The sequence below is a fragment of the Undibacterium sp. Di24W genome (assembly GCF_049340325.1).
Classification (GTDB): domain Bacteria; phylum Pseudomonadota; class Gammaproteobacteria; order Burkholderiales; family Burkholderiaceae_D; genus Undibacterium.
Map to the genome: position 1 here is coordinate 26,504 of NZ_JBMPOP010000008.1, position 13,712 is coordinate 40,215.

The following is a 13,712-nucleotide window of genomic DNA, read 5'->3' on the forward strand; positions in this document are numbered from 1 at the left end:
TGTTGTACGATGTAAAGCACAAAAAAGCTAAATCATCACCATGTCATCATTAGGAATTCGTTCATGACAACCAAAAAAAATCACTCGCGTTCGCCTATTTCTTGGGTGCCGACCTTATATCTTGCAGAAGGACTGCCCTTCTTCGCGGTCGCTCTGGTAGCGGGCTTAATGTATAAGAGTTTGGGTGTCTCGAACGAGGACATTGCTTACTGGACTGGCGCAATTGGTTTTGCTTGGGTATTCAAACCTTTATGGAGTCCGTTTTTAGAGGCCGCACGTAGCAAAAAATTTCTCGTAGTGTGCTTTCAATTAATCGGTGGCGTGAGCTTAGGCATGGTGGCGCTATCTATGCAACTACCCAATTACTTCGCTATTAGCATCGCCTTGCTCGGGGTAGTCGCGATTTCATCGGCGACCCACGATATTGCAGCCGACGGTTTATACATCGCCAGCTTAAATAACAAACAGCAAGCTGCCTATGCTGGGTGGCAAGGTGCTTTCTTCAATGCAGCCAAATTTATCTCTCTTGGTGGCCTAGTCATTCTAGCTGGTCATCTAGAAAAGAGCATGCCCCCTGCACAGGCATGGTCAATTATTTTTGGTTTGTTGGGAGCTATGATGGTTGCCCTAGCGCTGTATCACAGTTGGTCTTTACCAAATACAAAACAAGATGAATCGAAACAATCTATGCATAGCATCTACACCACTACAGTGGATGTCGTCATTGAGTTTTTCAAAAAGCCGGGAATCTGGATGGCGATACTCTTCATCATTTTGTTTAGAACGGGAGAAGGTCAGATCCAAACGATAGGCCCACTATTTTTGAAGGAAATGAAAGCCAATGGCGGCCTTGGTCTGAGTAATGAACAGGTAGGCTTAGTTTACGGTACCGCTGGCACTATTGCCTTTTTGGTTGGTAGCATACTCGGGGGTTATTTCACATCATGGCTAGGCTTACGTCGCGCCTTACCTTGGCTCATTATTGCGATGAATTTTCCGAATGTATCGTTCTTCTTTCTCAGCACCACAATGCCAGAAAGTTTATTGATCATAGGCTCGGCACTCAGCATAGAAATGTTCGGTTATGGTTTCGGTTTTGTTGGACTAATTCTATTCATGATGCAAGTGGTCGCAGTCGGCAAATATCAAACCGCTCATTACGCACTAGCAACCGGTGTTATGCAATTAGGTCTTGTCATCCCAAAAATGATCAGCGGCAAGATCCAAACCATGCTTGGCTATCACAACTTCTTTATCTGGGTCTTGCTATCAGCACTACCTGTATTATTGATGTGTCGCTTCTTGAAGATCAAAGATCAAGAGCCTAGCACAATTGAAAACAGCGTTACTAAAGATAATGAAGTTAGCGCCAAGGCTTAATTTTTTAAGAACCGTGGAGACGGAAGCTTTTAAATAGCTCGCACAGAAAATTACTTGTATAGGGTTTTCTGTTCGATATAACACGGTGCATCAAGAGAATGCCGCCTATACATTGAAAGTATTCACGAAGCCTACTTAACAATAGACTGGCCAAGAAGCCAATATCGAATTCGAATTTAACAAACAAAAAAACCGAAATGCAAATCTGCATTTCGGTTTTTTTGCTTTTATTCGACTTACGTCGACAGTTTCCATAACCAATATTGCATCAAGCAAGTCGGTCAAAATCAGCCACAGGCACCTGACCTGTGGCGTCAGCTCTACCAGATAACCAATTAGCCACCGCTTCTATTGCGGGTGCGGCGAAACCATAAGTAATCAAAGCCGGTGCCGCGATATCCAAGCTCTGGAAGGGATTCCACAGAACCAGATGCAAATCTGGCTTCCAGGTTTTACGCGCATAATCGTTGTAACGAATACGCACCGTAGAAGCCAGAATCACGGTACGCCCATCACTAGGTATGCTGGACCATTCGAAGCTATTGGCATCGTCAAATGTCGTTATTTCGAGATCATAAATTTGCGCCAGCATGGCGGCGACTTTATGCGCAGGAATGCCGGCTTCGGAGACGCCGTCACTCACGACATCTGCGCTGATTACCAATCGAACTTTACTCCCTGACTGCGGCGCGTGAGGTTGGCGATATGGCGTCAATCCACGTTGCCAAGCTTGCGCCATCAGCACACGATCTGCTGCATCCGTCTGTTCAGTATAAGTACCGCTGAGACTAGGATAAGTTTCAGTTAAGTGTCGAATACGCGCCAACTTTTTCTGCAAGCTAGCGTAGTCAATTTCTCCATTGAGGATCGCGGCACTCAGCGCATCCAATGTCTCTAATTGAGTTTCAGTATTACCCAAAGCCATGACCATATCCGCACCTGCGGCCAATGCCTTCACTGCAGCGACTCCTACGCCGTAACGACCTGCGATTGCGTGCATATCCATACCATCGGTAATCACGACACCATGATAATTCCATTCATCACGTAAAATACCCGTGAGTATCGTCTTCGACATCGTTGCTGGATTTTCTGGATCAATTTGCGGATATACAATGTGTGCGGTCATCATTGCTGGCGCATTTTTTGCTGCCGCCTTAAATGGCGCTAACTCTAAAGCATCAAGCTGTTCGCGAGACTTGTCCACTTCCGGCAAATCACGGTGCGAATCGACATGCGTATCGCCATGACCAGGAAAATGTTTAATACAGCAAGCAACGCCTTCGGCCAAACTACCCTCCATCCAGGCGCTAGCAAGCTTATGCGCGTGCACTGGCTCCGCCCCAAATGAACGTTCGGATATGACCGGATTATTCACGTTATTATTTAAATCCAAGACTGGTGCAAAGTTCCAATTAAAGCCTAAAGCTTTTATACTACGAGCAACTGCGGCACCAACTTGGCGACATAAATCGGGATCATTACTTGCCCCTAAGGACATCGCTGCTGGTGGCTGCGGCACCCAAGTAGCGCGTACGACCGCACCACCCTCTTGATCGATACCAATCAACGCCTCAGGTCCCATCACTGCACGCAAATCAGCCGTCAGTTTTGATAACTGCTCTTGATTCACCATGTTCTGGCGGAACAGGCAGATAGCACGGATATGATTGTCGCGAATAAAATTGGCAGTCGCTTCACTCAAGACCGTTTCTGGCATGCGGATCATGATCGATTGCCCAGCGATACGACGTGCTTCTTCTTTACTGATCAGGTTACTCATTGCTTTTCCAAGTTCTCCAAATAGAGATACGAAATTAAAAATTCGGATTAAAAATACGGAAAAAAATACCCAAAGAAAAGCGGGAATCAAATTGTCTGATTTCCCGCTTCGGCTAATTAATTCGTTTTGGTGACCTTACTTAAATGACGTGGCTTATCTGGATCTAAACCACGTGCGACGGACAAATGCGCCGCCATTACGTAAAACGATTGGATCGCTGCGATAGGATCAAGATCAGGCGTCGCAGCAGTAGCCAAAGTCAAATTACGTTCCTTAACGTCAACAGGTGCTGCCAACAATACATTTGCACCACGACCGCGCATCTCCTCAGCCAATGCGATCAGACCCGCTTGCGCTGGGCCACGTGTTGCAAAAATCAACAATGGATAACCATCGTCAATCAAAGCCATAGGGCCATGTTTAATTTCCGCGCCACTGAACGCTTCCGCTTGAATTACCGAAGTCTCTTTAAACTTCAAAGCTGATTCCAAAGCGACAGAAAAACTAATGCCACGGCCTACTACCATAATTCTCTGCGCTGGTGCTAACACGTCCAAAGCATTGGACCAATCCAACTGGGTCGCTTCATGCAAGACCTGAGGTAACTCTTCAATGCCAGCAAGGAACGCCGGATCGTTTTGCCAGTGCCCTGCCAGACGTGCACCAGCCACCAGGGATGTAATAAAGCTTTTTGTCGCTGCAACACTTAACTCAGGGCCTGCATGTAAGGGCATGGTCCATTGCGCACTTTGCGCTAAGGGTGAACTTGCATCATTGACCAGCGCGACTGTCGTTGCGCCATTTTCGCGGAAGTAACGAATCGGCTCCACCACGTCTGGACTTTGACCCGATTGTGAAATCGCGATTGCCAATGCATTCTTTACGTGCAGTGGTGCTTTGTTCAAAGTCACTAAGGACATAGGTAAAGAAGCGACGATATGACCTAAGCGCGCCATGATCAAATACGCTGCATAATTTGCCGCATGATCAGAACTTCCGCGCGCAATAGTAACGACTGATGACGGTGGCGTTGCGCGTAGAGATTGTCCCAACTCGACTAAACGATCACGATCTTGACTTAACTGTGCAGCGACAAATTCCCCTGACGAACACGCTTCTTTAAGCATCTTTGAGCTCAATTTTTTCCCCCTCAATATAAACAGCAATTAGATTCAAATCCCGATCAAGAACTACTAGGTCCGCATAAGCATCGACTTGCAGACGACCACGATCAGATAATCCTAAAAAATCTGCTGCGTAGGTAGAAACACGCTTAGACGCATCTTCCAGCTCTAAGCCAATCTTGACTAAATTCTTTAATGCCTGATCCATGGTCAAGGTGCTACCAGCTAGCGTGCCATCAGCCAGGCGCACACCGCCCAAGCACTTATGCACGACTTGACGTCCCAGCATATATTCACCATCAGGCATACCTGAGGCTGAAGTGGAATCAGTTACGCAATACACTTTAGGAATCGCACGCAAAGCGGCGCGGATTGCACCCGGATGCACGTGCAATAAATCAGGAATAATTTCGGCGAAATTCGCATGCGCCAACGCAGCACCAACCATGCCTGGTGCTCTATGATCTAAACGCGACATCGCGTTATACAGATGCGTAAAACTACTTGCACCGTTTTCTAATGCAGCGACACCATCTTCGTAAGTACCCAGCGTATGACCAAGTTGCACACGCATACCTAGATCCGTCAATTGACGCACCATCGCTAGGTTACCTTCAACTTCAGGTGCCAAAGTAATCAATTTAATGGGCGCAATACTATCCAGATACTGTACTTGCTCCAACGAACCAGCATGGGCAAAGTCAGGTTGAGCTCCCAACTTGCCAGGATTAATATAAGGACCTTCCAAATGTACGCCTAACACTCTGGCAGCACCGCTAGCACGTTGCTGACAAACGGCCGTCAAAGCCCGCAAAGCATTTTCTAGATCAGACATGGGGGCCGTCATGGTGGTTGCCAACATACTGGTCGTGCCATGCTGTGCATGCATGCGCGAAATCACATCAATCGCGCCCTCACCTTCCATCGTGTCTTTACCACCCGCGCCATGAACATGCAGATCAATAAAACCCGGCAAAACATAGTAAGCCCGATTTGCATCTGGATCGACTGCCTGGGTTGGCAAAGCGGTGATCTTTTGATCGAAACTAATACGACCGCTTACCCAACCGGTTGGTGTCAACACATTGCCATCTATACTTTGTGCGACTGATCCCATTGCACTCATCTAAACAACTCCACAACAAAGTCATAATAATCACTACGGCAATAGGAATGTGTTAACTCGACCGCAGCACCATTCGCGAGATAACCGACGCGAGTAATTAACAACATCGCCGTGCCTTGTTTAAGCCCAATTAACTTTGCCTGTTCTGCGGTCGCACTCACCGCGCGAATATGTTGCAAAGCGCGAGTTGGGGAGGCATTATTTTGATCCAGATAACCGTATAAACTATCCGTGACCAATTTGGGATTCGGCAAATACGCATTTGGGATGGTCGTGCTTTCAATTGCCATCACCACATTGTCTGCAGTACGCAATCGTTTCAAGCGCGATACCACCGAATGCGGCGACAGACCCAAAGACAAAATCTCTTCTGGAGAGGCAACCCCAGTATCTCGTGACAACCATTGAGATCCTGGCATAAAACCACGTTGGCGTAACTCTTCACTAAAGTTAGTGAGGCGTGACAATGGCTGCTCCAATTTCGGCGTGATGTAAGTACCAGAACCATGCTTACGAGTCAGCAAACCACGCTCACAAAGCATCTCGATGGCCTTACGAGCCGTGACGCGCGAGATTTCTAAAGCTTCAGCTAGCATGCGCTCAGAGGGTAAAGCCTCATCAGGCTGCCAGTAGCCATTGTGAATACCGTTTGCCAACTTATTCGCGAGTTGCAAATAAAGTGGTGTAGAACTATCACCATCAGGTTTGAAATCAAGTAGTTGTGCCAACATCTTTTCTATCCTCTGAATTCGCTATGATTATTACGACTTCAAAAATTGCTTTTTGACTAAAATCAAGGCGCCTGCGGCAGAATCACCAATAGGCTTAGTCACACGTTGCAATAATTTTTCTGGCAAATACGCCCAAATTGCGTCTGCCAAACCACCGCAAAGTGCAATTGGCATAATACCAGTTGGATCTAAGGCATGCGCCATTTTCTCAACTTCTAGACCAGCGTCCAATAAGATATTTTTCGCTTTTTGATTATGACCCGCATACTCAATTACTAAAGGTGCCAATTGTGCGAACTTAGTTTGATTTGCGCCACCCAGCCAAGCGAAGACCGCATCACGACTGCCACCACAAAAATCGATCAGAGCTTGAGCGAAAACATCCATAGGACTACGACCATCGAGTGCATGCTGTACGTGATTCATGGCGCGCAAGCCCATCCACGCACCGCTCGCCTCATCACTAGAAGGGAAACCCCAACCACCAACTTCACGTCGACTGCCATCCGCATGCATGACCTCGCCAACACTACCAGTTCCCAGCGCAATAATGACACCGGGCTGACCTTGGTGCGCACCAAGTAGCGTAGTACCTGCATCAGTCTCTAATGCCAAACCAGCAAAACCCGGGTTGGTGGCACGAAATTCATCTGCCCATACCTTGTTGTTTACACCGGCCAACCCACAACCTATCGCCATTTTCTCAAACGCGGGGGTAGCAATACCAGTTTCTGCAAATGCTTTGTCAATTGCCGTTAGAATAGATTCCCATGCGGCCTTTGCACCATGCATCAAGCCTGAAGGACCAGCACTAGCACGCGCCAATTCTGTACCGTCTTTGTCGACCAATAAAACACGGGTTCCCGTGCCTCCACCGTCCACACCGATCAGGTATTGAAACTGCGACTGGAACTGAAGTTGCGGCTGCGCTTGCTTAAAATCGTTCACGGCATCATCCAACAAAAAAACTCTGCTCTCAGCTATGCCAACACTGGCATAGTGCAACAGAAATCTAAACAGAAATTACGACTTAAGTACACTTTAGGTGTTTCCAAAGTGGCTGTCAATAGGTATTTAAGTGGTATTCAAACTATTTACAATTTACATCTCTATTTTTGAATAATTTACGACAAAAATCGAATCGTTTTCACGACACCTCAACTTGCGACAAATTCCCAAAAATCTTATTTTTACCTTTATGAACCAGCACCAAATCAGTCCATAGGAAAAGGAAAATTACGGCCGAGACCGACTCAATCAAGGCCAACAGTTTCATCCAAGACCACTAACTCACAAGCAAAAAAGAAAAAATAAACCTTCTTAAATATCAACTATTTGATCAAGCAATAGGCTCAACAAATAACATGGCCTAAAAAAAAGTGACGAAGCAATTTCCGCCTCGTCACCCTTTCTTAATTACAGTTAAAGATACATAAACCAAATCGCACAAAACTGAACTACCAAGTTCATCAATTGCGCCGATCTGGCTTACGCCTAAATTACATCTTCACGCGCAGAGTCAAATAATACTGACGACCACTTTGATAAATTGAACGTGGTTGATTATCATTCAAAGCAAAATACTTCAAAGTTGGGTTATTCAAATTATGTGCATCGAAAGAAACAGCAAAGTTTTCGTTAATTTTATAACCCAATGAAGCCGACAAAGAACCTGTCGCAGCTTGAGAGAACGCTGTTTCACGGTCCAGACCACTATAGAAGGCTGAACGGTAGCTATAAGACAAACGTGCGTTAAACGTGTCATCTTCATAGTAGCCACTCAAGTTATACGTGTTCTTCGAAGCACCAACGACTTCTTGATCTTTCGCATCTTTAGCATCAGCATAAGTGAAATTTGCTGCGAAACCAAAGTTTGAACTAATTGGTTGTTCGTACGCCAATTCGAAACCCTTAACCTTAGCGCTAGAATTAACTGGAACACTCAACACGTAAGGAACCATTGCACCTTTAGGAATCGCAGAACTGGTAGTGAAGTAGCTTTGTGTCGTTTGACCAATACCGACATAACTAGTCAGATCCATGTAGTACAGGCTACCAGACACCAAAGCGCGTGGTGCAAAGTACCATTCCAAAGATGCATCAAAGTTATTCGAACGAATTGGTTTCAAATTTGGATTCGCACCACTGCCACTTCCTGTACCAGTTGCGGTCGACGGTGGACTCAAGCTAATCGCACTCGCCAAAGCACCAAAATCAGGACGCGTCATCGTTTTAGAAACAGCGATACGGGCTACCAGATCTTTTTGCACATCGAAGCGCAAGTTCAAGCTAGGCAGTACATCATTGTACGTATTGTCGCTCTTCTCGAAATGGAAAGTACCAAAGTCCGACGTTTTCTCCCCTGCGCCTGGACCAGTCAAAGTGGAAATCACACTCTCTTTAGTTTGAACAACACGTACGCCAACATTACCACTCCAACCTTGGCCTTCCATATTACCCTGAACATAGAAAGCGTTGACGTTTTCTTTCAAAGCAAACTGAGTACCGTAATCGAGACGTGTTCCGTTGTTATCTCGATTTGAGTATTTATTAAACTCAGCCAATTGCGCTGGCGTGTAATACCAAACGTTAGAAGGAAATTTGCCGCCTAAACCAGAACCATAATTCGATGGATATTGACTGACCGCTGATGGGAATTTAGCTGGATCGTTTTGTGCAACCGTACCAACTGGACACCAAGTAGATTGCGACCAGTCCCATGCTGCCTGCGTACCTGCACTATTCTTACAACCAGGACCCTGACCTAAAGCTGCACCACTATCACGCTTATGCTCGGTAGCACGAACACCAAATTTCAAAGAACTAAACACACCTTGATTCAACTGATATTCACCATCCAATTTTGCCCATGATTCCTCATCATTGACCAAGGTATTTTGATAACCGAAAACCCAGCCTAAAGTGTCTTTTGAACGACTAGCATAGTTGGTATTGCCCAAGCTCCAGTCCGCCGCATTGTTCACGCCGTTAATTTTATATGATGCGCCAGAACCATTACCTACGTTCCACTCAGCCACGTCTTGAGTCGGCGTTTTACCCTTAGCTTTTGAAGTTCCCAGCTGACCGTTGAAGCGCAAATCAGAACTTGCTTTCCAGGTCGCTTCAGCACTGAAGAAATTGACCTCGGAGCCGGCATCTGGGCGAGAGATCTGATCATAAACGCCGTAAGTCGTTCCTGACACTGGTTTAAAAGTCGCACTAGTTAAAGTCTTAATGCCATTTTTTGTAGCAACGGTATAGCCTGGCTCTGGCGCCTGACCATTACCATTATCAATAAAATGAGAACCCCACAACATGTAGTTACGGTTGTAGTTTGCTGCATCCAATTTAGAACTGAAACCACTCAAGACCACATCAAATTCATTACTTGGTTTAAATTGCGCACTGATCAAACCGCCAGTGCGATGGCGAGTTTGTTCGAACAACGCAGAACCCATTAAACTCGGATAGTAAGCGCCGGCCAAATCTGGATTGGTTTTTGCCATAGGACTAGTCGCAGAGATTTGCGACCAACCCAACGTTTCCTGACCATCGCGACGCAAGCTACGTTTTTCAGAAAATGCCTGCACCATCAAGCCAAACGTGTTTGCATCATTTTTCCAGTTGATCAAACCACTCAACTGAGGGTCAGATTTTTTTGGCAGATCAGCATAAACCAAGCCAAGAGAGGCTTCTGCAGTCAATTGCTTCTTAAACTCCAGAGGCTTGCGCGTAATTACATTAATAGAACCAGCAACGCCACCTTCTACCAAGCTAGCTTGAGAGGTTTTATTGACTTCAATACGTCCCACCAATTCCGAAGGCAACAATGTGTAACTGATAGAACGACCCACACCTGCACCAGACTGATTCAACACGAACCAATCGCCTGCCGCCATGTTGTGCCCGTTGATCAGCGTTTGCGTCAAGCTTGGATTAGTACCGCGCATACTAACGCGATCATTCTCATCGAAACCACCTTCATTACCAGAAGCGGAACTGGTCGTCACACCGGAAACACGTTGCAAAGAATCGGCAACGTTCTTATCTGGCATTTTGCCAATGTCTTCGGCAGTAATGACCTCAATATGTGATTCTGCATTGCGTTTTTGATTCAAAGATTGCTGCATTGAAGCGCGAACACCAGTCACGATAACTTGTTGCTGCTCTTCTTTTTCAGCTTTCTTTGTATCGGCCTGTTGTGCCTGTGCAGACATTGCCACGGTCATCATCAAAACTGTGACAGCAGATGCTATAGGCGTCAAACCCGGTCTCATATTACTTTTCATGTATTCCCCCAAGACTTCCATAAAGACATTTATAAAGGTAATTTGGCTCAGTAAATTTATCGATTTAGGATTTACTTTGCGCGAATTTCCACTTATTAAGAAAAATCGAACCAATTGATATCCTTCTACAAGAATCGGGTTAACACGTCTAATCTACATCAACCCAATCACTGCGAAATCTCCAACTTTGCTAAACATAACTTATATGACTACTGCGACTTCAAACACTCCCCCCACAGGAATATTTACGACATCACTACTCATACATCAACATCAAGCATCAGCCAAACATTTTCTTTTTTGAAGAGTCTTCACTTTAAATTCATCAATACCAATTGTCAAACGGTATTCATGTGGTATTAGATTTAATTGATTGGTATTGCATAATTTTTAGGCATTGGTATTAATGCCAAATACCCATCTACATATACAAGTACATGTTTATAAAAGGTTTTTTTGCATTTCACTGCCAATTGGCATGCAATGGTATGTTGACTCTATCCAACACCCAATAGAAAAATACCACTTCCAACATACATTGCAGTCGAAAGTATCAGAATTTGCTGCCGCAATCCTTATTCAAGACACTTTTTTTTGCGGCTATATTTAAAAAAGATGGCCTGTGTCGATAGCGAACTTGGCAAGCTTCAGTCTATATGAGCATCTCTGATGCGATATAGACTAGATTGACTTTTCCGATGCAATTGATCAATAAAAAAGTATTACAGGACATGCCATTCAATTTATTTGCTGATGACTGCCAACTTTTCATCATACTTTTCTGGATTACTTTTGACTTAGAGATGCCCTACTTGTGATCAACCTAAAAATATGGAATACTTAAGCTCAGCTATTTTGATCTCACCACCTTCACGAAACAAAATCCTCCTCCCACATTGATGTAAAGAAAGCGCAGCAAGCGTTGCGCTTTATCCCTTTTTTATTTCAACTTGGTGGAAAAATGAAAGTTAAGCGTATTGCGATTATTGGTGGAGGTACCGCAGGTTGGTTGGCTGCGAATCATTTAGCAGTAGAATTAAGAGCAGAAACAGATATCACCATCACAGTGATCGAATCGCCTGAAATCGGCATTATTGGTGTTGGCGAAGGCACTGTGCCACACATCAGAAAATCACTAATGAAATTTGGCATCTCAGAAGCTGAATTACTAGCTAGCTGCGACACGACCTTTAAAAAAGGTATCAAATTTATTGATTGGATGGCTCCAAGTAAAGATCCTTCAAATAACTTCTATTACCACCCTTTTTCTTCGCCCTATCCCGCAGGTGTTGATGTCACCTCACTCTACTTAAAAAATTCTAAATCGATGAATTTTTCGGAAGTGACTGAGGTTACCCAATTAGCTGAAGCGATGAAATCCCCAAAAAGAATTTCCTCGATTGAATATGAAGGTTGGACTAACTATGCTTACCATTTTAATGCGGTCAAATTTGGGCAACTCTTAGCGAAGAACGCGAAAGAAAAATTACGCGTACAACACAAGGCAGCGACCATCATCGATGCACAGTTGAATGCAAGCGGTGAAGTCGACTACTTAATTAGTAAGGAAGGCGAACAACTTCATTTCGATTTTTATGTCGACTGCTCAGGCTTTCACGCTTTAATTCTGGGAAAAATGTTCAATGTCCCTTTCGTTGAGAAATCCTCTCAAATAAGGACAGATACCGCTCTCGCAGTGCAGATTCCTACAGAGCAAACAGCAGAAATACCGCCCTATACTCTCGCAAAGGCACACTCAGCTGGCTGGCTATGGGATATTCCCTTGACCAATCGGCGCGGGGTAGGTTTTGTGTACTCGAGCGCCCACATGACCGAATCGGCTGCAATTGAACAACTATCGCGACATCTTCAATTGGATGCTGAAAAATTCTCTCCTAGAAAAATTCCTATGCGCATGGGTTACAGGGAAAAATTCTGGCATAAAAATGCTGTCGCACTAGGACTTGCACAGGGTTTTGTCGAACCTTTAGAAGCCACGTCTATCTTTGTCACCGACTTTGCCGCCGAACTGTTCGCCCGCAACTTTTCCACTGAAAAAGACAGCATGTCAGTAGCCGCGGATTACTGTAATAAAGTGGTCACTTACACGTGGGAGCGTGTTATCGACTTTATTCAGTTGCATTACTACCTCTCAGATCGTCAAGATTCGAGCTTTTGGCGCACTAATAAATACGACACAAAGTTATCCGAAGTGCTAACCGAAAGGCTCGCCATATGGAAAATAAACGCACCAAAGAAATCCGACTTTTTTAGCCGTTTTGACTTATTCGATGTGGATAATTTTCTCTTCGTGTTGTATGGCATGAAATTTACAACAAACAAGAAAAACATGACGCCTTATGAAGAACAATACTACGAACATGAAATTCAAAATATAAAATTCACAGGACTCAAACTCTCCCAAGAATTATTGGGGCATCGCGAATGGCTGGAGAAATTCAAAGTGGCTTATAGCCAGTCGTTGAAAGCATAATATGAAAGCAGATTTTTTAATCAACCTAACACCCGACCTGCAAGCGGTGAATATCGGTGAGCACCAAGCACTCATCATCGATGACTTTTTACAGAATCCAGATGCCATGCTAGAAGTGGCAAGGCGAAGCCAATTTGAGAACTATCCGGGTTACGCTGAACACAAGGGCTACCCAGGTATTCGAGCGCAAGCGCCCGAAAACTACTCCGGCAACATTACCACTTTTCTTGAACCTTTAATCAAAGCACATTTCAAGGTACCGGAACCTCTTGAGCTGCGTAAAAGTATTTGTGCATTCTCTCTGACTACCATGCCGTCGGCGGAGCTTGGGCCGCTACAAAGAACGCCACATTTTGACTCTAGTACACCACACCATATGGCGGTACTACTCTACCTCTGCAATGAAAAACATGGAGGAACCGGTTTCTATCGCCATAAAGCCACCGGATTACAACAAATCACTGAGGCAAACCGCGAACATTATCTTGATGTGTACTATCAGGAGATCAATAGCAGACGTCCGGCTCAACGATATTTCGATAACTCGAATGAATACTTCACTTTTCTTGGAATGATTCCGGCAAAGTTCAATCGCTTAGTGATCTATCGTGGCAGCTTGTTGCATACCGCTTGTATTAATCCCGCGATTAGCATAGACGCGCGACCAGACAGTGGGCGCTTAACCGTCAATACTTTCTACGATTTTTAAAACAAAATGGCCCGGCAAAAACCGGGCCATTTCAAACCAAATGACTACTTAGCTCTGAATCGACCTAAGTTCAGCG

The 13,712-nt window shown here is 44.9% G+C and carries 9 protein-coding genes; 3 read left to right on the forward strand and 6 right to left on the reverse strand.

Translation table 11 applies throughout. The features are described 5' to 3' along the window. Positions 1-63: 63 nt before the first annotated feature. Positions 64-1,380, forward strand: coding sequence for an MFS transporter (locus ACO0KZ_RS16740; RefSeq protein ID WP_422997286.1), 1,317 nt, complete (start codon positions 64-66; stop codon positions 1,378-1,380). A 268-nt stretch (positions 1,381-1,648) separates the two neighbouring features. Here the strand turns inward: ACO0KZ_RS16740 and nagZ are convergent, their stop codons facing one another. From nagZ to ACO0KZ_RS16770, 6 genes are all read right to left on the reverse strand, one after another. After that, a complete protein-coding gene (gene nagZ / locus ACO0KZ_RS16745) occupies positions 1,649-3,163 on the reverse strand; it encodes a beta-N-acetylhexosaminidase (RefSeq protein ID WP_422997288.1) in 1,515 nt (504 codons plus the stop codon). 116 nt (positions 3,164-3,279) lie between these two features. Next, positions 3,280-4,290 (reverse strand): SIS domain-containing protein, encoded by a 1,011-nt coding sequence (locus ACO0KZ_RS16750; protein WP_422997290.1) that lies wholly within the window; start codon positions 4,288-4,290, stop codon positions 3,280-3,282. Next, positions 4,283-5,404 carry an N-acetylglucosamine-6-phosphate deacetylase gene (gene nagA / locus ACO0KZ_RS16755; protein WP_422997568.1) on the reverse strand — a complete coding sequence of 374 codons (1,122 nt, stop codon included), beginning with the start codon at positions 5,402-5,404 and terminating at the stop codon, positions 4,283-4,285. Before nagA ends, ACO0KZ_RS16750 begins: the two co-directional genes overlap by 8 nt. Before the next feature lie 5 nt (positions 5,405-5,409). After that, positions 5,410-6,144: a GntR family transcriptional regulator gene (locus tag ACO0KZ_RS16760; RefSeq protein WP_422997292.1), complete on the reverse strand. Its 735-nt coding sequence runs from the start codon at positions 6,142-6,144 to the stop codon at positions 5,410-5,412. Between the two features lie 30 nt (positions 6,145-6,174). Further along, positions 6,175-7,092, reverse strand: coding sequence for a BadF/BadG/BcrA/BcrD ATPase family protein (locus tag ACO0KZ_RS16765; RefSeq protein WP_422997294.1), 918 nt, complete (start codon positions 7,090-7,092; stop codon positions 6,175-6,177). Positions 7,093-7,643: 551 nt separating this feature from the next. Beyond that, positions 7,644-10,433, reverse strand: coding sequence for a TonB-dependent receptor (locus ACO0KZ_RS16770; RefSeq protein WP_422997296.1), 2,790 nt, complete (start codon positions 10,431-10,433; stop codon positions 7,644-7,646). A gap of 961 nt (positions 10,434-11,394) precedes the next feature. On the opposite strand from ACO0KZ_RS16770, the gene ACO0KZ_RS16775 reads away from it, so the two are divergent. Together ACO0KZ_RS16775 and ACO0KZ_RS16780 are read left to right on the forward strand one after the other, a co-directional pair. After that, positions 11,395-12,927, forward strand: coding sequence for a tryptophan halogenase family protein (locus tag ACO0KZ_RS16775; RefSeq protein WP_422997298.1), 1,533 nt, complete (start codon positions 11,395-11,397; stop codon positions 12,925-12,927). Position 12,928: 1 nt separating this feature from the next. After that, complete coding sequence (locus ACO0KZ_RS16780; protein WP_422997300.1) at positions 12,929-13,636, forward strand: DUF6445 family protein; 708 nt, start codon at positions 12,929-12,931, stop codon at positions 13,634-13,636. Positions 13,637-13,712: the final 76 nt, after the last annotated feature.

Bases quoted from the DNA above. Each gene is read 5' to 3' on its own strand.
- ACO0KZ_RS16750 (WP_422997290.1), bottom strand. From the start codon at position 4,290: ATGCTTAAAGAAGCGTGTTCGTCAGGGGAATTTGTCGCTGCACAGTTA.
- ACO0KZ_RS16760 (WP_422997292.1), bottom strand. From the start codon at position 6,144: ATGTTGGCACAACTACTTGATTTCAAACCTGATGGTGATAGTTCTACA.
- ACO0KZ_RS16775 (WP_422997298.1), top strand. From the start codon at position 11,395: ATGAAAGTTAAGCGTATTGCGATTATTGGTGGAGGTACCGCAGGTTGG.
- ACO0KZ_RS16770 (WP_422997296.1), bottom strand. From the start codon at position 10,433: ATGAAAAGTAATATGAGACCGGGTTTGACGCCTATAGCATCTGCTGTC.
- nagZ (WP_422997288.1), bottom strand. From the start codon at position 3,163: ATGAGTAACCTGATCAGTAAAGAAGAAGCACGTCGTATCGCTGGGCAA.
- nagA (WP_422997568.1), bottom strand. From the start codon at position 5,404: ATGGGATCAGTCGCACAAAGTATAGATGGCAATGTGTTGACACCAACC.
- ACO0KZ_RS16740 (WP_422997286.1), top strand. From the start codon at position 64: ATGACAACCAAAAAAAATCACTCGCGTTCGCCTATTTCTTGGGTGCCG.
- ACO0KZ_RS16780 (WP_422997300.1), top strand. From the start codon at position 12,929: ATGAAAGCAGATTTTTTAATCAACCTAACACCCGACCTGCAAGCGGTG.